The sequence below is a fragment of the Agrococcus sp. HG114 genome (assembly GCF_024723325.1).
Classification (GTDB): domain Bacteria; phylum Actinomycetota; class Actinomycetes; order Actinomycetales; family Microbacteriaceae; genus Agrococcus.
In genome coordinates, this window is record NZ_JANQCH010000001.1 from 33,454 (window position 1) to 53,146 (window position 19,693).

Annotated in this window: 18 protein-coding genes and 1 riboswitch; of the genes, 9 read left to right on the top strand and 9 right to left on the bottom strand. The window is 69.4% G+C overall.

The features are described from left to right. Positions 1-29 precede the first annotated feature (29 nt). On the top strand, positions 30-1,010 hold the full coding sequence (locus tag NWP09_RS00170) for a carbohydrate ABC transporter permease (protein WP_258273522.1): 981 nt from the start codon (positions 30-32) through the stop codon (positions 1,008-1,010). Beyond that, positions 1,010-1,882, top strand: coding sequence for a carbohydrate ABC transporter permease (locus NWP09_RS00175; RefSeq protein WP_258273523.1), 873 nt, complete (start codon positions 1,010-1,012; stop codon positions 1,880-1,882). Before NWP09_RS00170 ends, NWP09_RS00175 begins: the two co-directional genes overlap by 1 nt. A gap of 78 nt (positions 1,883-1,960) precedes the next feature. On the opposite strand, the gene NWP09_RS00180 is transcribed toward NWP09_RS00175, so the two are convergent. Then, a complete protein-coding gene (locus tag NWP09_RS00180) occupies positions 1,961-2,887 on the bottom strand; it encodes a LysR substrate-binding domain-containing protein (RefSeq protein ID WP_258273524.1) in 927 nt (308 codons plus the stop codon). A 120-nt stretch (positions 2,888-3,007) separates the two neighbouring features. Here NWP09_RS00180 and NWP09_RS00185 point away from each other — a divergent pair, with 120 nt between their 5' ends. The 4 genes from NWP09_RS00185 to NWP09_RS00200 are packed head-to-tail and all read left to right on the top strand — an operon-like array spanning position 3,008 to position 6,558. Next, positions 3,008-4,309, top strand: coding sequence for an NAD(P)/FAD-dependent oxidoreductase (locus NWP09_RS00185; protein ID WP_258273525.1), 1,302 nt, complete (start codon positions 3,008-3,010; stop codon positions 4,307-4,309). Then, positions 4,306-4,734, top strand: a complete 429-nt coding sequence (locus NWP09_RS00190; protein ID WP_258273526.1) for a RidA family protein — start codon at positions 4,306-4,308, stop codon at positions 4,732-4,734. Before NWP09_RS00185 ends, NWP09_RS00190 begins: the two co-directional genes overlap by 4 nt. Next, entirely contained in the window at positions 4,731-5,402 is a 672-nt protein-coding gene (locus NWP09_RS00195; protein ID WP_258273527.1) for a DUF1028 domain-containing protein, read from the top strand. The genes NWP09_RS00190 and NWP09_RS00195 overlap by 4 nt, the downstream gene beginning before the upstream one ends. After that, a complete protein-coding gene (locus tag NWP09_RS00200; RefSeq protein ID WP_258273528.1) occupies positions 5,395-6,558 on the top strand; it encodes a M20 family metallopeptidase in 1,164 nt (387 codons plus the stop codon). Before NWP09_RS00195 ends, NWP09_RS00200 begins: the two co-directional genes overlap by 8 nt. Before the next feature lie 30 nt (positions 6,559-6,588). On the opposite strand, the gene NWP09_RS00205 is transcribed toward NWP09_RS00200, so the two are convergent. The 8 genes from NWP09_RS00205 to NWP09_RS00240 form a co-directional block, all read right to left on the bottom strand. Continuing rightward, positions 6,589-7,680 carry a DUF5937 family protein gene (locus tag NWP09_RS00205; RefSeq protein WP_258273529.1) on the bottom strand — a complete coding sequence of 364 codons (1,092 nt, stop codon included), beginning with the start codon at positions 7,678-7,680 and terminating at the stop codon, positions 6,589-6,591. Positions 7,681-7,689: 9 nt separating this feature from the next. After that, the gene (locus NWP09_RS00210) at positions 7,690-9,090 is read right to left on the bottom strand and encodes an alpha/beta hydrolase domain-containing protein (protein ID WP_258273530.1); all 1,401 of its coding nucleotides are present in this window, start codon (positions 9,088-9,090) and stop codon (positions 7,690-7,692) included. Next, on the bottom strand, positions 9,087-9,920 hold the full coding sequence (locus NWP09_RS00215; RefSeq protein ID WP_258273531.1) for an ATP-binding cassette domain-containing protein: 834 nt from the start codon (positions 9,918-9,920) through the stop codon (positions 9,087-9,089). The genes NWP09_RS00210 and NWP09_RS00215 overlap by 4 nt, the downstream gene beginning before the upstream one ends. After that, a complete protein-coding gene (locus NWP09_RS00220; RefSeq protein ID WP_258273532.1) occupies positions 9,917-10,795 on the bottom strand; it encodes an ABC transporter ATP-binding protein in 879 nt (292 codons plus the stop codon). Before NWP09_RS00220 ends, NWP09_RS00215 begins: the two co-directional genes overlap by 4 nt. A 6-nt stretch (positions 10,796-10,801) precedes the next feature. Next, positions 10,802-11,755, bottom strand: a complete 954-nt coding sequence (locus NWP09_RS00225) for an ABC transporter permease (protein ID WP_258273533.1) — start codon at positions 11,753-11,755, stop codon at positions 10,802-10,804. Positions 11,756-11,757: 2 nt separating this feature from the next. Further along, positions 11,758-12,639, bottom strand: a complete 882-nt coding sequence (locus NWP09_RS00230; protein ID WP_258273534.1) for an ABC transporter permease — start codon at positions 12,637-12,639, stop codon at positions 11,758-11,760. A gap of 55 nt (positions 12,640-12,694) precedes the next feature. Further along, the gene (locus tag NWP09_RS00235; protein ID WP_258273535.1) at positions 12,695-14,266 is read right to left on the bottom strand and encodes an ABC transporter substrate-binding protein; all 1,572 of its coding nucleotides are present in this window, start codon (positions 14,264-14,266) and stop codon (positions 12,695-12,697) included. Between the two features lie 189 nt (positions 14,267-14,455). Further along, positions 14,456-14,911: a hypothetical protein gene (locus NWP09_RS00240; RefSeq protein WP_258273536.1), complete on the bottom strand. Its 456-nt coding sequence runs from the start codon at positions 14,909-14,911 to the stop codon at positions 14,456-14,458. A gap of 38 nt (positions 14,912-14,949) precedes the next feature. After that, positions 14,950-15,064: riboswitch (SAM riboswitch) on the bottom strand. Positions 15,065-15,172: 108 nt separating this feature from the next. Between NWP09_RS00240 and NWP09_RS00245 the strand changes: the two genes are divergently transcribed. From NWP09_RS00245 to NWP09_RS00255, 3 genes are all read left to right on the top strand, one after another. Next, positions 15,173-15,721: an NYN domain-containing protein gene (locus tag NWP09_RS00245; protein ID WP_258273537.1), complete on the top strand. Its 549-nt coding sequence runs from the start codon at positions 15,173-15,175 to the stop codon at positions 15,719-15,721. A 4-nt stretch (positions 15,722-15,725) separates the two neighbouring features. Then, positions 15,726-17,165 (top strand): CoA-acylating methylmalonate-semialdehyde dehydrogenase, encoded by a 1,440-nt coding sequence (locus tag NWP09_RS00250; RefSeq protein WP_258273610.1) that lies wholly within the window; start codon positions 15,726-15,728, stop codon positions 17,163-17,165. Between the two features lie 285 nt (positions 17,166-17,450). Continuing rightward, entirely contained in the window at positions 17,451-19,022 is a 1,572-nt protein-coding gene (locus NWP09_RS00255) for an AAA family ATPase (RefSeq protein ID WP_258273538.1), read from the top strand. Positions 19,023-19,693 lie beyond the last annotated feature (671 nt).

Consider the following 19,693-nt stretch of genomic DNA (forward strand, 5'->3'; position numbering starts at 1 on the left):
CGTCAGCACCATCAGCCAAGGGAATCACGATGACTCACGTCCTGACCGACGACCCTGGCCGCTCCGTCGGGGTGGCTCCAGCAACCGCTGGGGCCACCTCGGCCGAGGAGCGGTCGGTGCACCTCAAGCTCGAGCGGCAGCACCGCCGCAAGGAGATCCGGACCGCGGTCATCTTCCTGGCACCGTTCCTGGTGCTGCTGCTGATCTTCCAGTACCTCCCGCTCGCCGTGATGGCGCGCGACTCGCTCCACTCCTTCACCCTCTACAACCCCGGCATGGCCGAGTTCGTCGGCCTCGACAACTTCGTCCGCGCGTTCACGAACCCGACCGCACTCGGCTCGATGCTCGTGACGCTGCTGTTCATGCTCGGCTTCCTGGTGGTGACGGTGCCACTGGGCTTCCTGCTGGCGGTGTACCTCAACACCCACGTCCCGGCGCGCGGCATCATCCGCACCCTCGTCTTCCTCCCCGTCGTCACCTCGACCGTCGTGGTCGCGACGATGTGGGGCTTCATCCTCAACCAGAGCGGCCTCGCCAACTCGGCGCTCGGCTCGATCGGCCTCGGCCCGTTCAACTTCCTCACCGACACCGGGCTCGCGCTGCCGGCCGTCATCCTCATGTCGGCGTGGCAGCAGATCGGTCTCGCCGCGGTCATGTTCCTCGGCGGCCTGCAGTCGATCCCCGATGAGGTCCACGAGGCGGCCAGCGTCGACGGCATCGGCCCAATCCGCCGCCTCTTCTCGATCACGCTCCCGCTCGTCTCCCGCACGACGGTGCTCGTCACCGTGGTGATGACGGTCTTCGCGATTCAGGCCTTCGCGCCCGCCTACGTCATCACGAGCGGCGGCCCCGAGGGCTCGACGAACCTGTTCGTCTTCGAGATCTACCGCTCGGCGTTCTTCCTGCAGCAGCCCGGCTACGCCTCGGCGCTGTCGGTCATCCTGCTCGGCTTCGCGCTGCTCATCAGCGCGATCGAGATGCGCCTCCTCCGAACGACTTGGAGCTACTGATGACGACCGTCGGACTGCCCCCGGTGCGCGTGCAGCGCCACAAGATCGCCAAGTGGTCCTTCGGGCTGCTCATGCTCGCCGTGATCGGCGTCGTGTTCCTGCTGCCGTTCATGTGGATCATCTCCTCCGGCTTCAAGAGCCAGCAGGACATCTTCGCGGGCCTTGTGCCGTTCAGCTGGGAGGCGTTCCTCCCGCTGAACCCCACGCTCGACAACTTCGTGCAGCTGTTCGTCGAGAAGGGCGTCGGCCAGAGCCTGCTGAACTCGTTCGCGGTCGCGGCCATCGAGGTGATCGGCGCGCTCGTGGTCTGCTCGCTCGCGGCCTACGCGCTCACCCGCATGAAGTGGAAGGGCCGCGGGGCCGTCTTCGCGCTCATCCTCGTGACGTTCATGCTGCCGGTCGAGGCGATGTTCGTGCCGCTCTACCGCGTGGTGTCGGGCATGGGCCTGGCCGACAACCTGTGGGGCGTGGCCCTGCCGGGCGTCGCGAGCGTCTTCGGCCTGTTCCTGCTGAAGCAGGCTTTCGAGGACATCCCGCGGGAGCTCGACGAGGCGGCCCGCATCGACGGCGCCGGCCACTTCCGCATCTTCTTCTCGATCATCCTGCCGAACGTGAAGACGGCGCTCGCCACGCTCATCCTGGTCAAGTTCCTCTTCTCCTGGAACATGTTCCTCTGGCCCCTCGTGGCGTTGCAGAGCCCGCAGCTCAAGCTCATCCAGGTCGCCGTAGCCCACGAGGTCGACCCGAACTCGCTGCCCAACTGGGGCCTGACGTTCGCGGGCGCCGCAGTCGCCGTGGTGCCGGTGCTGCTGCTGTTCCTGCTGCTGCAGCGCTACTTCGTGAAGGGGCTCGCGACCACCGGCATGAAGTGACGGATGCCGCTGCACGGCCGCAGCGGAGCGAGGGCCGCCGGCAGGTTCGCCGGCGGCCCTCGTCGTCTGCGCTCGCGGCTACGCCGTGCGCGCGCCGGCGAAGAGCTCGCGCGCCAGCTCGGCGATCACCCGCGCGCGCGTGGTGGGCCGCACGTCGGTGACGCGGGCGAAGCAGACGTTCAAGGCGTCGGCATCGTCGGCGATGGGCACGACCGCGAGCTGCCCGCCGTCGTACGTGCGGTCGGTCGCGGGGATGTGGTTCAGGATCGAGTACCCGTGCCCGCGCGCCACGAGCGAGCGCACGGTCTCGTAGCTGCGCGAGGTGAAGCGGATCTGGGGCGTGATGCCCGCACGCTCGAGGATGCCGAGGAAGTAGTCGCGCGAGTGCTCGGTGTCGAGCAGCACGAAGTCGCGATCGGCCAGCTGCGACAGCCGCAGGCGCTTGCGTCGCGCGAGGTCGTCGGTGGCCGGCAGCACGATGTGCGGCGGCGCCGTGTACAGGTGCTCGTAGGAGATGTTGTGGAGGGCGCCGAAGTCGTAGGTGATCGCGCCCTCGACCGAGCCGTCGAGCAGCAGCTCGACGGTGCGGTCGACGTCGGCCTCGATCACCTCGACGCGCAGGCTCGGGTGATGCGACTGCACGCTCGATATCAGTTTCGGCAATACGAAGGGTGCGAGCGGCGCGTAGCACGCGAGGCGCAGCGTGCCTCGTAGATCGTAGTGGCGGCCGCGCACGTTGTCGGTGATCTCGTCGACCTGCGCGAGCAGCGACCGGGCGTCGCGCAGCAGCTGCTCGCCCGCCTCGGTCACGACGAGGCCCTTGCTGCGCTGGCGCACGAACAGCTGGACATCGAGGGATCGCTCGAGCTGGGCGATCGCGGTGGAGACAGCCGATTGCGCGACGTGCAGATCGATCGACGCCTCGGTCATCGAGCGCTTGGTCGCCGCTGCGATGAAGTACCGCAACTGCACGAGGGTCATCACGGGTCCACTGAGGCGAGCCATGCCGCGACTGTATCAACGAAAGCGATGCATCGAGCCGCGAACTCACCGTTTACGGATGCGACGGTGCTTCATAGCCTGGACGGGTCCGCAGTGCTGCTGACACAGATTTGGAGGTACGGGATGTCGGTACAGAGCGTTGAGGTGCTCGTCGTCGGGGCAGGACAGGCGGGCGTGGCGATGAGCGCGCACCTCGGTGAGCGCGGCATCTCGCACGTCGTCCTCGAGCGCGACCGCATCGCCGAGGCGTGGCGCACCGGCCGGTGGGACTCCCTCGTCGCCAACGGCCCCGCCTGGCACGACCGCTTCCCAGGCCTCGAGCACGAGGTCGACGGGGACCGCTTCCCCGGCAAGGATCAGGTCGCCGCGTACTTCGAGCGCTTCGCCGAGAAGATCGAGGCGCCCATCCGCACCGGCGTGACCGTCACCCTTGTGCGCAAGCACGCCGGCCGCGCCGGCTTCCACGTCGAGACGACCGACGGCACCTACGACGCGCGCTACGTCGTCGCCGCGACCGGTCCGTTCCAGGTGCCGGCGATCCCCCCGCTCGTGCCCGAGGACGCCGGCATCCACCAGCTGCACTCGCGCGACTACCGCAATCCCGACCAGCTGCCCGCGGGCGGCGTGCTCGTCGTCGGCGCCGGCGCCTCGGGCTCGCAGATCGCCGACGAGCTCGCGCGCGCGGGCCGCGACGTCTGGCTCGCCGTCGGGCCGCACAGCCGACCGCCGCGGCAGTACCGCGGCCGCGACTTCACCTGGTGGCTCGGTGTGCTCGGCCACTGGGAGCGCACGACCCCGCCGGACGGCGGCGACCACGTGACGATCGCGGTCAGCGGCGCGAACGGCGGCGAGACGGTCGACTTCCGCACCATCGCCTCGCGCGGCGTGCGACTCGTCGGCCGCGCCAACGCCTACGCCAACGGCACGCTGCGCTTCGCGCCGGACCTGCTCGACAACATCAAGCGCGGCGACCAGGACTACCTCGACATGCTCGAGCGCTGCGACCGGTACGCCGAGCGCAACGGGCTCGACCTGCCCGAGGAACCCGGCGCATCCGTGCTCGGGCCCTACCCGGCCGACGCGCTCGAGCCGGTCGAGGAGCTCGACCTCGCCGCCGCCGGCATCACCACGATCCTGTGGGCGACCGGCTACCGCACCGACTACAGCTGGCTGCAGGTCGATGCGCTCGACGCCGACGGCCGGCCCCAGCACGAGCGCGGCATCTCGACTGAGCCCGGCGTCTACTTCCTCGGCCTGCCGTGGCTCTCGCGGCGCGGCTCGAGCTTCATTTGGGGCGTGTGGAACGACGCGAAGTTCATCGCCGACCAGATCGCGATCCAGCAGAGCTACCTCGCCTACGAGCCCGCGGCGCCCACCGCGCTCGAGGCGCCCGAGCTCGCCACGACGACAGGAGCCTTCCGATGACCACGCACACGCGCATCCGCCCCTTCAACACCCGCGACACCTACCCCGAGCAGAACCTCGACAACGACCTGTGCCAGGCCGTGGTGGCGAACGGCGTCGTCTATCTGCGCGGCCAGATCGGGCAGGACCTCGAGACGCGCGAGTCGGTGGGCATCGGCGACGTCGAGGCGCAGGCCGAGCAGGCGATGGCGAACATCGCGATGCTGCTCGAGGAGGCCGGCTCATCGCTCGACGACATCGTGAAGGTGATCGTCTACATCATCGACCCGCGCTACCGCGAGCCCGTCTACCGCGTGATGGGGCGCTGGCTCAAGGGCGTGCACCCGGTCTCGACCGGCCTCGTCGTGAGCGCGCTCGCGCGGCCCGAATGGCTCGTCGAGATCGACGCGACCGCCGTCATCAGCGATCAGGGTGCGAAGGCATGACCTTCTCGATCGTGGCGCGAGATGCGACCGGGGCGCTCGGCTCGGCGGTGTGCTCGTCGTCGCCCGCGGTCGCGGCCCGCTGCATTCACCTCGCCGATGGCGTGGGCGCCGTGAACTCGCAGAACGTCACCGATCCGCGGCTGGGGCCGGCGGTGCTCGAGCGCATCCGCGGCGGCAGCTCGGCGCGCGAGGCGCTCGATGCGGTCGTCGCCGACGCCGAGCACGTCGAGTACCGCCAGCTGCTCGCGGTCGACGCCGACGGCGGCGTCGCGTTCTACTCGGGGCAGCGCGCCCTGGGCGTGTTCGGCGAGGCGACCGGTGAGGGCGTCGTGGCCGGCGGCAACATGCTCGCGAGCGCCGAGATCCCGCAGCGGATGGTCGACGCGTTCAGCGCCGCCGAGGGCGATCTCGAGCGCCGCCTGCTCGCCGCGATGCGCGCTGCGATGGATGCGGGCGGTGAGGCCGGCCCGGTGCACTCGATCGGGCTCTCGGTCGTGCGCGACGCCGGCTGGCGCGTGACCGACCTGCGCGTCGACTGGACCGAGTCGGAGCCGCTCGACGAGCTCGAGCGGCTGCTCGAGCTATGGCTCGAGCAGCGCGACGCCTACGTCGATCGCGCGCTCGACCCGGCGGCGGCGCCCTCCTACGGCGTGCCCGGCGATGAGTGAGCTCGCCGTGCTGAAGACGGCGGCGGATGCGTTCGTCTCCGGCGCGTCGTCGGCGCTCGTGCGGCTGTCGGAGACCCTGCACGCGCACCCGGAGACCGCCTGGCAGGAGCACCGCGCCGCCGCATGGGTCGGCGACGCGCTCAGCGAGCACGGCTTCCGCGTGACCCCCGGCTACCTCGGCTTCGAGACGGCGCTGCTCGCCGAGGCCGGCAGCGGCCCGCGGACGATCGGCATCATGGCCGAGTACGACGCGCTGCCGGGGCTGGGGCACGCGTGCGGTCACAACCTCATCGCCGCGAGCGCCGTCGGCGCCGGCCTCGCCCTCGCGCGCATGGCCGACGAGCTCGGCATCACCGTGCGCGTCTACGGCACGCCGGCCGAGGAGGGCGGCGGCGGCAAGATCGAGATGCTCGAGGCGGGCGCCTTCCGCGATCTCGACCTCGCGATGATGGTGCACCCCGGCCCGGTCGACGTCGCCGAGGCGCGCCCGTTCGCCGTCACCCACAACCACATCGCCTACGACGGCGTCGCCGCGCACGCCGGCGCCTACCCCGACCAGGGAGTGAACGCGAACGACGCGTTCGTCATCGCGCAGGTCGCGATCGGCATGCTGCGCCAGCAGCTGCCGCAGGACACGCGGGTGCACGGCATCCAGACCGTCGGCGGGTCGGCGCCCAACGCCATCCCCGACCGCACCGAGGGCCGTTGGTACGCGCGCGCGAACTCGCTCGAGGAGCTCGCGCAGCTCGAGGAGCGCGTGCGACGCTGCTTCGAGGCCGGCGCGCTCGCGACCGGCACGACGCTCACGATCACCCCCGAGAGCAAGCCCTACGCGGAGTTCCGCACCGACGAGCGCGCGCTCGCCGCCTACAAGGCGAACGCCATCGCGCGCGGTCGCGAGTTCGCCGAGCCGGGCCTCGCCGGGCGCATGAACCGCGCCTCGACCGACATGGGGAACGTCTCCCAGGTCGTGCCGGCCATCCACCCCTACATCGGTGTCGACTCGCTGCCGTACACGAACCACCAGCCGGAGTTCGCCGCCGCGAGCGTCGGCCCCGCGGCGGAGCGGGCGCTGCTCGACGGTGCCGTGCTGCTGGCGCAGACGGTGATCGACGTCGGGGCGGCATCGCGGGAGGCGGAGGCGCCACGCCCGTAGGTGCCAGCGGCACGTCCATGCCGGATGCGCTCAGCGCGTCAGCGTGCTGAGGAACTCGTAGCCGAGCTGGTAGATGCGCTCGGAGCGCAGGCGGTGGGCGACAAGCTTGCCGTTGCGGGTCGAGACGAGCAGGTCGACGTCCTTCAGGCGTCGCAGGTGCCGCGACACCTGCGGCGCGGTCATGCCGGTGCGCCGTGCGAGCTCGCTGGTGGTGCACCACTCGTTGACGAGATGCCGGCACAGCTCCTGGCGCGACTCATCCGAGAGCACCGCGAGCCGCTCCTGCACCGTGCGCAGCGACAGCCCGCTGGCGACGGGCCGCCGCACCGGGTACTGCACGATCACGGGCATCGGCACCGAGGCATAGGCGGCGTCGTACTTGATCAGCAGATGCGGGTCCGACCACACGCTGGGGATCAGCACGAACTCACGCCCGGCACCCGGCACGACCGCCGACTGCAGCTTGTCGAAGACGACGTGCTCCCGCTGCCCGAACAGGTGCGCGTCGGGGGCAAGCGACGCGAGCAGCTCGCCGACCGGCTCGAGCGCCAACTGCTCGCGCTGCAGATCCGCGCGCTGCTGCAGCGCGGGCTCGATGCCCGCCCACACCTCGGCGAAGAAGCGGTCGTGGCAGCGCGCCGCGATGTCGACCACCTGATCGCGGAAGGCTGCCGGATCGCGCAGCAGCCGTCGCGCCAGCGATTCGCGCTCGTCGCTCTTGCTGCGGCAGTGCTCGAGAAAGGCCGCCTCGTCGCGGCTCGGCTGCTGGTGGTCGGGCAGGCGCCCGCCCGCGACCGTCTCGGCCGCCATCTCGAAGAACGCCGTCAGCGGCAGCGCCCTGACCGCGTCCAGCGACGAATCGAACGACAGGCCGCCGCCGGCCGCCTGCAACGGGAGGAACGCCCGGAGCCGGAAGCGCGCCCACAGCGGCGCGTGCACGCGCAGCTGTCGCAGCAGATTCGCCGGGATCGCGGCGACGATCCGGTCGGTCTCCCGCCGCCGATCGCGATGGTGGTCCGGCTCGGCCAGCACGTGCAGCAGCGCCATGAGCTCGGCGAGCTCGCTCGGCGCGATGACGACGTCGTCCGCGCGCACCTCGGCGACGTCGAAGACGATGGGCACGCGACCAGCCTAGAAGTCGACCGCCTCGGCGGCGATCCGCAGCTCCTCGGCGTCCTCGGGCAGCAGGAACCGCTCCCCGAGCATCCGCGACACCACGTCCCCCACCCGCCGCCGGTAGCCGGCAACCGAGCCGTACTCCTGCGCGAGCAGCTCGGCGCTGACCGGGGTCTCGTTGCCGTGGTACCAGGAGGGGCGGCCCATCGGCGTCGCCGCGACCAGCGTCGACGTCGGCGCGTCGGTGTACGTCGTGCGCAGGCCGCCGACCGCGTTGCCCCAGGCATCCCGCACGATCTCGTCCGTGTCTCCCACCGTCTCGAGCAGCTGCGAGGCGGGCGGCTCGGCGATGCCCTCGGCCCAGTCGGCGAGCAGCTCGAGCAGCGCGTTGTAGACGTGCGTGTTGGGGAAGCTCGACCAGTGCGCGCCCTCCGGAAGCGGGCAGTCCGCGAGCCGCACGACGTCGGCCTGGCTCATGCGCCGCGTCTCGCGGTGCGCCATCCCCGCGACCTCATAGAGCCGGAAGGTGCCCGAGTCGGGCCGGCGGTGGCTCAGCCCCCGCACCTGTCCGCTGACGCCGCATGCCCAGCGCACCGACTGGAACTCCGATTCGCCCAGCACCTCGATGACGGGCACGTCGACGTCGGGCAGCGCGTCGCCGCCCGACGCGCCCGGCAGATAGCCGTCGAAGACGGGCAGCCCGCCCTCGCGGCGCAGCGTCTCGTGGTGGCGCTCGATGAACCTGCGCGTGAAGCCGCCGGTCTGCGAGATGCCGGCCAGCAGCAGCGTCCGCACTGCTGATCCAGCGAGCCCCGGCAGGTCCTCGCGCAGCGCCGCCGCCACCTGCGCGACGATCTCGAACGACTGCGGCGTGGCCGCCCACCAGCGCTCCTTGAACGCGTCGTACTGCTCGGCCAGCAGCTGCGGCGTCGGGTCCTCCTCGAACGGGATGGTGGCCTTGAAGTCGCGCGCCAGCTCCCCCTCGACGAAGTGCATCTCGGCGTAGCGCTCCGGATCCGCGCCCTTGATCAGGTCAAGCGCCGAGGGCGCCTGCGCGTCGATCTCGATCCACAGGTACCCGGCGCGCATGAGCTGTCGGTGGTACGCGCGCCACACCGAGGTGCCGCCCCAGATGTGGCTGACCTCCGCGAGCGCGCGACCGTTCGCCCGCGCCATGTCCGACGGGTGCCGCACCAGGATGCGGGTGCTGTAGCTCGCCCCCGCCGCCGTGCCGGAGACGACGTACTCCTTTTGCTCGTAGCCGTAGAGCGGCATCCGGTCGACGGCGTACGGCTCGAGCAGCACCGCCGTGCTGGATCCGGTCTCGGCGATCGGACCGCTGACGACGGCTGAGGTGACGGTAGGCATGGCGATGTTCACGGGCTCCGGATGCGGTGAGAGGTTGACGGGGATCACGACAGGCTGGGCGCGGCGTCGAGGAGCGTGCGCGTGTAGTCGTGCTGCGGATCGGCGAACACCTCGCGGGTGGCGCCGCGCTCGACGATCGCGCCCCGGTTGAGCACCGCGACCGAGTCGCACATGAACTCGACCACCGCCATGTCGTGGCTGATGAACAGGGTCGCGAGCTGCCGCTCCTGCTGGATGTCCTTCAGGAGGTTCAGCACGGTGGCCTGCACCGACACGTCGAGTGCCGAGACCGGCTCGTCGGCGACGATCAGCTCGGGCTCGAGCGCGAGCGCCCGGGCGATCGAGATGCGCTGCCGCTGGCCGCCCGAGAACTCGTGCGGCAGCCGACCGAGCCAGCGCTCGGCGAGCGAGACCTCGTCGGCGAGCCTGCGGGCGCGCTGCTCGCGCTCCTTCGGCGAGTGCAGCCCCTGCACCCGCATCGGCTCCATCAGCAGCTCGAGCAGCGTCATCCTGGGGTTCAGGGAGTTGGAGGAGTCCTGGAAGATCATCTGCATCTTCCGCCGGTACCGGCGCAGGCCAGCCCCGCGCATCCGCGTGATGTCCTCTCCCAGCACCCGCACCGAGCCGGAGGTGGGCCGGATCAGGCCGATCGCGATGCGGCCGATCGTCGACTTGCCCGAGCCCGACTCGCCGACCAGGCCGAGCACCTGGTTGCGCCCGAGGGTGAACGAGACGTCGTCGACGGCGGTGTGGGCGCGCCGACGCAGCACGCCGCCCATCGCGAACGTCTTGGTCACGTGCTCGAGCGCGAGGACCGGCTCGCGCTCCGTCGAACCCTGTGCCAGCCGCTCGGCCGAGCCCTGCGCCTGCTCCGTCATCGCTCCGCCTTCGTGAATGCCGCGCGGTCGATTACCGGCAGGCGGTCGACGCGGTGGCCGAGCCGCGGCGCCGCCTCGAGCAGCCCGCGGGTGTAGCCCGACTGCGGCGCCGCGACCACCTGCGCGGTCGGCCCCTGCTCCATCAGGTAGCCGTCGAGCATGACGACCACGTCGTCGCTGTAGTGCGAGATGAGCCCGAGGTCGTGGCTGATGAGGATCATCGACAGGTGCAGCTCCTCGCGCAGCCGCACCAGCAGCTCGAGGATCTGCTTCTGGATGGTCGCGTCGAGCGCGGTCGTCGGCTCGTCCGCGATGAGCAGCGACGGGTCGCAGGAGATGCTCATGGCGATCATGACGCGTTGCCGCATGCCGCCGGAGAGCTGGTGCACGTAGCTCTCGAGCACGCCGCGCTCGGGCGGGATGCCGACCAGGTCGAGCAGCTCGCGGGCGCGTGAGCGTGCTTGCTTGGCCGAGAGGCCCAGGTGCAGCCGCATCGGGCGGATCATCTGCTCGGCGATCGTCATCGTGGGGTGGAGCGCGCTCATCGGCTCCTGGAAGACGTAGCCGATCTCCGAGCCCGAGCTCTGCTCGCGCTGGGCCCGCGTGAACTGCAGCAGCTGCTGCCCCTTGTACTCGATCTCGCCGTGCGCGACGGCGACCTCGGGCAGGATGCCCATGACCGCGTTGGCGGTGAGCGACTTGCCCGACCCCGACTCGCCGACGATGCCGAGTGTGCGGCCCGGCTGCAGCTCGAACGACAGCTCGTGCACGACCCGGTTCGCGCCCTGCTCGCTCAGGATGTCGATGCTGAGCCCGCGCACGGTCAGCAACGCGCGACCGGCGACCTTGATCGCTTCGGTGGGTTCGAATCGCATGGCGGCTCAGTCCTTCCCTGCGAAGCGGATGCGGGGGTCGAGGAGGGCGCAGACGATGTCGACGAGCAGGTTCACGACCACGAACACGACGGCGATGAAGAAGATGCAGCCCTCGATGAGCGGGTAGTCGCGCCGCTCGACCGCGGTGAGCAGGAGGGCGCCAAGCCCGGGGATCGAGAAGACCTTCTCGGTCACGACCGCACCGCCGAGCATCGATGCGAACGAGAGGCCGATGACGGTCACGACCGGCACGAGCGCCGCGCGCAGCACGTACTGCCCGGTGATCGTGCGGGAGGGGATGCCCATGGCCTGCGCGGTGCGCACGAACGGCTGGTGCTTGGTGTCGAGCACGCCGTTGCGGGCGTAGCGGAACAGGGTCGCCGCCTCGAGCACGCCCAGCACGATGGCCGGCAGCGCCAGGTAGTACCAGGAGAGCCAGAAGTCGTGCGTGAGCGGCACGTAGCCCGAGACGGGGAAGATGCGCACGCCCACGCCGAGCGCGAGGATGCCCATGATGGCGAGCCAGAAGGTCGGCATCGCGATGCCCACGGTGGAGCCCACGACCATCGCCTTGTCGAGCATGCGCGACCTGCTCGTCGCCGCGACAGCGCCGAGCAGCGGCCCGACGAGCACGGCGATGAGCATCGCGAAGATCGCGAGCTGCGCGGTGACGGCGGCCGCGCCGAGCACAGCGCTCGAGACATCGGTGCGCAGGAAGATCGAGCTGCCGAAGTCGAAGGTGGCCATGCGGCCGAGCCAGGCGACGAACTGCACGATGAGCGGTTCGTTGAGGCCCATCTCCTCGCGGAGCGCCTCGATCTGCTCGACGCTGGCGTCCTCCCCGAGCATGACGACGGCGGGGTCGCCGGGGGTGAGGCGCAGCAGCAGGAACAGCAGCACCATCGGCACCGCCACGGTGGGGATCATCGCCAGCAGGCGACCGAGGATGTAGCGCAGCATGCTCAGGCCTCGACCTTCTCGGCGCGGGCGGCGATGCGCTTCATCTTCGACAGCACCAGCAGACGGCGGGCGCGCGGGTCCATTGCGTCGCGGAGGCCGTCGCCGACCAGGATGAGGCCGAGCACGGTCAGCAGGATCGCGATGCCGGGGAATACGGCGATCCACCAGGCGACCTGGATGTACTGCTGCGCGGCCGACAGGGTCGCGCCCCAGCTAGGCACGTCCGGCGGCAGGCCGATGCCGAGGAAGCTCAGCGCCGCGATGGACAGCACGGTCTGGGCGAAGCCCATCGTCGCCTGCACGATGAGGACGGATGCGGACTCGGGCGCCACGTAGCGAGCGAGGATCCAGCCGTCGCTCGCGCCGATCGCGCGTGCCGACTCCACGGAGGCGGAGGTCTTCACCCCGAGCGCGGCCGCGCGGACGACGCGCGCGATCGGCGGGATCAGCACGATCGTGAGACCGAACACCAGCGGTCCGATGCCACGGCCGAGCACGCCGACGAGGCTGAGCACCAGGATGATGTTCGGGAACGCCATCATGCCGTCGATGATCCGCATCATGATCGCGTCGAAGGTCTTGAAGTAGCCGGCGGTGACGCCGATGACAAAGCCGATGATGATGGCAAGCACGATGCACGCACCGGCGATCGCGAGCGAGCTCTGCGCGCCGTAGGCGATCATCGTCCAGAGGTCACGGCCCATGTCGTCCGTGCCCAACGGATGCTCCGAGCTCGGCGCCTGCAGCCGCATCCGCGGGTCGAGCAGGTGCGGGTCGCCGCTGATGATCGGGGCCGCCAGGGCGATCGCGACCATCAGGGCGACGAGCGCGACACCCACCATCGCCGCGGGGTCCCTGAGGAACGAACGCAGCTGTTCACTCATGATGGCTCCTCGGGATGGTGGGTATCGTGCGGGTGGGCGTCGTGCGGGTCGTCGGCTACTGCTCGCTGAGCGAGACGTTGTAGAAGCCGCGCGCGGTGCCCTGCGCGGGCTCCAGGCCGGTGACGTTGCTGCTCGTGACGATCAGGCGCGACTCGTGGTCGAGCTTGATGAAGGGCAGCTCCTCCCAGATCAGCCGCTGCAGCTCGTCCCAGACGGGCTTGCGCTCGTCGAAGTCGGCGCCGGCGGTGAGCTCCGCGACGAGGTCGTGCTTGGCGTCGGTCGCCCACCAGCCCGGGAAGCTGTCGTTGAGGAACACCACGGTCAGCGGGTCGGAGTAGGCGGTGCCGCCGGCGAGGAAGATGTCCCAGGCGCCGGGGTCGGTGCGGGTGTCGCCGAAGGTCGCCTTGTCGACCGCGAGCAGCTCGACGGTGAACCCGGCGGCCTCGAGCTGCTGCTGCAGCAGCGGGCCGTAGTTGTCGGAGCTCGGGCGGTACAGCAGGCGGATGGGCGTGCCGTCGTAGCCGGCCTCGTCGAGCAGCGCCTGCGACTGCGCGGGGTCACGCGCCTCCCATATCTCCGAGCCGGCCTCGGAGTACCAGACGGAGTCGGAGGGGAACATCGACGAGGTCGACTCGACGTAGTCGGTGCTGCCCATCTGCTGCAGCGTGATGGCCTCGGGGTCGACGGCGTTCATCAGCGCCTGGCGCATGCGCAGGTCGGTGAAAGGCCCCTCCTGCATGTTGAACTGGATGAGCGAGAAGCCGCTGCCGGGCGAGACGATCGGCGTCAGCGCCGGGTCGGACTCGTAGACGGCGAGCTGGTCCATGCTCACGAACTGCGGCGCGATGTTGACCTGCTGCGTGCGCAGCTGGTTGATGACGTTGTCCTCGTTGAGCGGCACGAAGCGGATTGTGTCGGCGTGGGCGACCTTGGCGCCGGCGCCGCCGTCGGGCTCCTCCTCGCGCGAGACGTACCCGTCGAAGCGGCTCACGACCGCGCTATCGTCGACGGTGAACGAGTCGAGCTGGTAGGGGCCGGTGCAGTCGAGCGTCTCGAGCTCGGCGTCGCCGGCGGCCTCGAGCGAGGCGGCCGACAGGATGTAGGCGCCGGTGTCGGGCACCGCGAGCAGGGCGGGGATGGCGCCGGTCGGCGAGACCGTCGCGATGCGGACGGTGGCGTCGTCGACGGCGCTGACCTCGCTGACGAGCTCGCCGAAGAGCTCGCCGGCGTCGCTCTCGGCGTAGCGCTGGAGGGACGCGACGACGTCGGCCGAGGTGAGGGTGCCGCCGCTGTGGATCGCGACGCCGTCGCGGAGGGTGATCAGGTACTCGCCGGTCTCGGCGTCGTAGGTGTAGTCCTCGGCGAGACCGTTGTGCACCTCCATGTTCGCGCCGTTCGCGAACAGGCCCTCGCACACCGAGGCCGCGACCATCCAGTTGCTGCGCGACGTGGTGACGTACGGGTCGATCATGGCCGGCAGCGAGGCGACGATGAGCTCGCCGCCCTCGGTCGGCTCGCCGCTGTTGGATGCGGCGGGTGCGGTGCCGCCGGCACCGGCGCAGCCGGTGAGGATGACGGCGGTGGTCGCGAGCGCGGTGAGCGCGATCGCTGGCTTTCGGTTCTTCATACCGGACCTCTCGTGCGGAGCGTCGTTGATCCCAGTCGGGCGTGCGGCCACTGTAGGAGCGCGCGTCGCTGCGGAGCTTCGACGATGTTCGGGACAGCGACAATCGTCTCAGCAAGCGGCTCCCGCGGCCGCCTCAGACCGGCGGATGCGGTGACCGGCCGCGCGGGCCGGCCGCCGCATCCGTCGTGATCACTCGCACATCGCCAGGTAGCTTCGCGGCGTGTGGCCCAGCCGGCGCAACCCCCCGAGGTCGTCGGCGAACATCCGCGTCGCCCACGACGCATCCGCCCGCCTGATGCGCCGCGACAGCTCCACGAGCGCCAGCACGCCCGGGAACGCGGGCGGCCGCTGCGCGAACGCGACGGCCCACGCAAGCTCGCTGCCGGCATCGTCGAGGTCGACCTCCGGCAGCGGCGCGAGCGGCAGCACGAGATCGCACAGCACGCACTGGTCGAGGTCGCTGTAGGCGTCGACGGGTCGCGTGCCTCCGTCGTGCGGGCACGCGCGCTGGGAGCGTGCGGCAGCCTTCGCCCACGACATGAAGCTGAACTGGCCCGCGGGGAGCGGCGGGACGCGCTCGGGCCAGACGCCGTCGTGGTGCGTCGGCACCGGCTGGCCGTCGATGAAGGGTCGCTGCATGTGCATGGGAGCTCCGCCCGCTCGGCGAGGGCGGCGCACCGCACCCCGCTGACTTGCCCGGCGCGGTCGCGGCGGGCCGGCTCTTCCCCTGGGGCACCCCGCTCAGCGGAGGGGGTTGCCGTGCAGCCGGCCAGGTACCGATGGCTGCAACTCTTGAGCCTGCCCCGACGATAGCGCGCCCCACCGACACGTGCCGTTCCCACTCCCCGCTGGTCGAGTAGCCGACGAAGTCGGCGTATCGAGACCCGCCCGCCGATAGTCTCCCCCATGCCCGAGCGCACGACATACCTGCTGATCGACGGCGAGAACATCGACGCCACGCTCGGCGTCTCGATCCTCGACCGCCGCCCGGAGCCGCAGGAGCGCCCGCGCTGGAACAAGGTGCTCGACTTCGCCGAGCGCGCGTGGCAGCAGCCGGTCAAGGGCCTGTTCTTCCTCGCGGTCAGCCACGAGCTGCCGGCGTCGTTCGTGCAGGCGCTCATCGCGATGGGCTACCGGCCGGTGCCGCTGAGCGGCGAGGGCAAGGTCGTCGACATCGCGATCCAGAAGACGGCGGATGCGCTGGCCGCCCGGGCAGACGACGTCATGCTCGTGAGCCACGACCGCGACTTCGCCTTGCAGATGCAGCGCCTCGCGCAGGACGACGCGCGCCGCGTCGGCATCGTCGGCTTCGGCGAGTTCATGGCCGGCGACCTCCGTGACGTCGACGGCATCGAGTTCTTCGACCTCGAGTACGACGTGGCGGCGTTCAACTCGCGCCTGCCTCGCGTGCGCATCATCCCGATCGACGAGTTCGACCCGCTCGAGTTCATCTAAGGGAATCCGGCCCCACCGCGCCGTCTTGAATCCCTCGCTGGGCACGGTCGCGCGCGAGGTCGCGCTCGCGTCGGCCGACGAGGTCGCCGAGGCGATCGCGGCGGCGAAGGCGGCGTTCCCCGCTTGGCGCGACCTGTCGATCGCGAAGCGGCAGGCGATCATGTTCCGCTTCCGCGAGCTGCTCGTGGCGCGCAAGGACGACCTCGCGCGCATCATCACCGCCGAGCACGGCAAGGTGCACTCGGATGCGCTGGGCGAGATCGCGCGTGCGATCGAGGTCGTCGAGCTCGCGACCGCGTTTCCGCTCATGACGAAGGGCGAGTTCTCGGAGAACGTCTCGACCGGCGTCGACGTCTACTCGCTGCGCCAGCCGCTCGGCGTCGTGGGCATCATCAGCCCGTTCAACTTCCCGGCGATGGTGCCGCTGTGGTTCGCGCCGATCGCGCTCGCGGCCGGCAACTCGGTCGTGCTGAAGCCCTCCGAGAAGGACCCGTCGGCCGCAGTGTTCATCGCCGAGCTCTACGCCGAGGCGGGCCTCCCCGCCGGCGTGCTCACCGTCGTGCACGGCGATAAGGAGGCGGTGGATGTGCTCCTCACCCACGAAGACGTCGCCGCGATCTCGTTCGTCGGCTCCACGCCGATCGCGCAGTACGTCTACGAGACGGGCTCGAAGCACGGCAAGCGCGTGCAGGCGCTCGGCGGCGCGAAGAACCACATGCTCGTGCTGCCCGACGCCGACCTCGACGTGACCGCGGACGCGGCCGTGAACGCCGGCTTCGGCTCGGCGGGCGAGCGCTGCATGGCCATCTCGGTGGTCCTCGCGGTCGAGTCGATCGCCGACGAGCTGCAGGCGAAGATCGCCGAGCGGATGCAGGGCATCCGCACCGGGGACGGCACGCGAGACAACGACATGGGCCCGCTCATCTCGGCGGCCCACCGCGACAAGGTCGTCGGCTACATCGGCACCGCCGAGGCGGATGGCGCGACCGTGGTGGTCGACGGCCGCGACCCCGAGGTCGACGGCGACCCGAACGGCTTCTGGGTCAAGCCCACGCTGCTCGACAAGGTGCCGACGGAGTCGAAGGCGTACCAGGAGGAGATCTTCGGCCCGGTGCTCTCGATCGTGCGCGTCGCCTCGTACGAGGAGGGGCTCGAGCTCATCAACGCGAACCCGTTCGGCAACGGCACGGCAATCTTCACGAACGACGGCGGCGCCGCGCGCCGGTTCCAGAACGAGGTGCAGGTCGGCATGGTCGGCGTGAACGTGCCGATCCCCGTGCCGGTCGGCTACCACTCGTTCGGCGGCTGGAAGCAGTCGGCGTTCGGCCAGGGCAAGGCGTACGGCAAGCACGCGTTCGACATCTACACCCGCGAGAAGGTCGTCACGAGCCGCTGGCTCGACCCGAGCCACGGCGGCCTGAACCTTGGCTTCCCTTCGAACTGATCAGGGCGTGCCGGAGGGATGGTCGTGAATGCCGTCGGCGCTGGCGTAAGGCGACATCCGCTTACCTCGTGTCAACAGCGGCGCTCGTCAACGATGCGACCGCTCGCGCGGCGCCGGTCCAAGACTACGGCACTTGAATGGAACGGAACCGGTGGCGAGATCGAATCGGGATGTGAACGAAACGCTGGTGTTCTCTGACACGTGAGACACGGACTCGCGCGGTCATCAACTAGCCGTTGAGGACAGCTGGACCGCCGAGAGCCGTCGACTCGATACACTCAGGAGGTGGAAGACTCAGGGAAGTCGATTACAGCGAATCAGCGCGTTCTGCAGGAAGCTAAAGGTCGGTTCATGCGGACGACCCTCCATGGCTCCGCGCTACTTGCTTACCTGCGATCAAACGAGATCGAGACCTTCCAGGTCGCGGAGGACCACGCCATGCGGGGAGCGTGGTGGCTCCACTGTGTGTTGCCGACGAACGTGAAAGACATGTTCGACTTGCACCGTGAGATTCTCCTGCTGTACACCGAGTTCGACACGGTGGAGCCGCGGCTGCTGGATCGCCTGACAGATCGAATTAGCAAGTCGAGCCGACTCGAAGAAGATATTGCCGTCGTTTTCACCAACGACCGCCGCTTCGAGTTCCTGGCCCAACGGCGCAAACGTGACATCGTCCTTGTCCAGATCGACCTGGAAGACCTCGAGGGTCAGCGGCAGTTCCGCACGAAGCTAGCGTCTGGCCTTACGTCTGTGGATGTGTATGACGTTACGCGCCCGGTCACGAGTGCTGCGGAGTTTTTTGGTCGGTCGGCCGAGCTCAGCGGACTGAGGCATGCCTTGGAGATCGGGCAGTCGGTAGGAATCTTCGGCCTCCGCAAGGCAGGAAAGACTTCGCTTCTTAGAAGGCTGGCACGGGAACGGCGCGATGAGGGCCGCCCGGTCGTCGAGGTGGACGTCTCACAAATCGAATCAGCTCGCCAATTACGCGCGACTCTGCTTGAGAGGGTCTGGGAAGCGAGTAGGCCTCACGTGGGCGAAGCGAAGTTGCGCCTGCGATGCCTGTCACGCGAGGGACGCCTCAAGGCCAGCGAGGAGGACCTGAGAGATTTCTGGATTGAGGACCTCGGTGCGATCCTGGCGGCCGTCCCAGCGCGCGTTGAATTGTTCATCGACGAAATCGATCAGGTCCCGCCCGGTCCGCAGTCAAAGTTCGCAAATGACGAAGAACCGTATCGAGCCCTCGTTCAACTGCGCGGACCGCTGCAAGAGGCGGATCAACTTGTGATGGTTTCCGCGGGCGTGAATCCCCGGCTTTTTGAGGAGCCGCTTCAGGGGCGAGCTGACAATCTCCTTTACAAGCTAGTGCGGCTGTACTGGTTGGCGCCAATGAGCCGTCAGGATGCCCGCGACATGGTGCAGGCTCTGGGAAAGCGCATGGGTGTCCGATTTCCGCGAGGCCAGGCCGGCGACGAGGCGATGGAAATTCTGTGGAGCGCCTTCGGAGGTCATCCTCTGCTGACTCGGAAGGCTGCATCGCAAGCGAGTTCCATGCGCACCGCTGAGGAGATGCCTTTCCTACTGACGGTCGATAGGCTCGCCGCTGCCGTACGGGTCGACGCAAGTGGCAGTGCGCGCGACCAGGCGAAGGACGTGCTGGTCTCCTTCGCAGAGTGGTTTCCAGACGAACACGCTGCGCTTATGCTGCACGTAGGCGGCGATGAAGACGAACGTAGTCTCGCCGCGGAGTGGATGGCAGAAAGCGGAAATCGACTCGAGCACGCAGTTAGTTACGGCCTTCTCGACGGCGAGCTTAACCCAAGAATCCGAGCGGCGTTCCCCAGTGTCGCTTCTGAGTGACCTGGACACAGAAGCCTCCGCTTGGCTCGAGGACGTGGGTGACCAACTGTTCAGCGGAGCGTTGTTGACGACTGCCGGGCCTCCTCGCTCTCAGAAGACCTGGCTGGCAAAGCGACTGAAAGAAATGCTTGGCGAATGTGCCATCATCGCAAGCGGCAAAGCCTTCACCGAGCCGGACCAGCACTCCCTGCGCTCAGAGCTGCTAACGACCTTACGCTCGACCCGTGAGCAACACGGTCTTGTAGTGCTCCTCTTCGACGACATACATCTGGCCTTGGCGCGCTCAGGCGGTGGCCTTCTAGAGCAAGCATTAGTCGCGGAGCTGATCGACGGGCCTATGGCAACCGACACCGCCGCGCTGTTTCTGACGCGTTGCAGCGGACCTCACAAGTCGCGCACCACGGGCAGTCCGTTGCTCACTCGCACGACGAAGCACCCGCTGCCTACAGTTCCTGCCCGCCTTCAGGGTTCTCATCGCGACTTGACGGCGGCTTTCGGCGACTCGCTTGCGCTATGGCACGAGTACGCGCGAGCGCGGCAACCTCGCATCGCTGACGTCGTTGCGCGCGTCTCACAAGAGGCAGACTTGATCGCTGACGACGTGACGCAAGCGGCACGCGCGGCGAACAGGACGGGACGCTTCCCCGACTCGCTGGCCTGGAACGATCTCG

What these genes read in the sequence shown, in the direction of transcription:
- NWP09_RS00170 (WP_258273522.1), top strand. Translation starts at nt 30, where the DNA reads ATGACTCACGTCCTGACCGACGACCCTGGCCGCTCCGTCGGGGTGGCT.
- NWP09_RS00175 (WP_258273523.1), top strand. Translation starts at nt 1,010, where the DNA reads ATGACGACCGTCGGACTGCCCCCGGTGCGCGTGCAGCGCCACAAGATC.
- NWP09_RS00180 (WP_258273524.1), bottom strand. Translation starts at nt 2,887, where the DNA reads ATGGCTCGCCTCAGTGGACCCGTGATGACCCTCGTGCAGTTGCGGTAC.
- NWP09_RS00185 (WP_258273525.1), top strand. Translation starts at nt 3,008, where the DNA reads ATGTCGGTACAGAGCGTTGAGGTGCTCGTCGTCGGGGCAGGACAGGCG.
- NWP09_RS00190 (WP_258273526.1), top strand. Translation starts at nt 4,306, where the DNA reads ATGACCACGCACACGCGCATCCGCCCCTTCAACACCCGCGACACCTAC.
- NWP09_RS00195 (WP_258273527.1), top strand. Translation starts at nt 4,731, where the DNA reads ATGACCTTCTCGATCGTGGCGCGAGATGCGACCGGGGCGCTCGGCTCG.
- NWP09_RS00200 (WP_258273528.1), top strand. Translation starts at nt 5,395, where the DNA reads ATGAGTGAGCTCGCCGTGCTGAAGACGGCGGCGGATGCGTTCGTCTCC.
- NWP09_RS00215 (WP_258273531.1), bottom strand. Translation starts at nt 9,920, where the DNA reads ATGACGGAGCAGGCGCAGGGCTCGGCCGAGCGGCTGGCACAGGGTTCG.
- NWP09_RS00220 (WP_258273532.1), bottom strand. Translation starts at nt 10,795, where the DNA reads ATGCGATTCGAACCCACCGAAGCGATCAAGGTCGCCGGTCGCGCGTTG.
- NWP09_RS00225 (WP_258273533.1), bottom strand. Translation starts at nt 11,755, where the DNA reads ATGCTGCGCTACATCCTCGGTCGCCTGCTGGCGATGATCCCCACCGTG.
- NWP09_RS00230 (WP_258273534.1), bottom strand. Translation starts at nt 12,639, where the DNA reads ATGAGTGAACAGCTGCGTTCGTTCCTCAGGGACCCCGCGGCGATGGTG.
- NWP09_RS00235 (WP_258273535.1), bottom strand. Translation starts at nt 14,266, where the DNA reads ATGAAGAACCGAAAGCCAGCGATCGCGCTCACCGCGCTCGCGACCACC.
- NWP09_RS00240 (WP_258273536.1), bottom strand. Translation starts at nt 14,911, where the DNA reads ATGCACATGCAGCGACCCTTCATCGACGGCCAGCCGGTGCCGACGCAC.
- NWP09_RS00245 (WP_258273537.1), top strand. Translation starts at nt 15,173, where the DNA reads ATGCCCGAGCGCACGACATACCTGCTGATCGACGGCGAGAACATCGAC.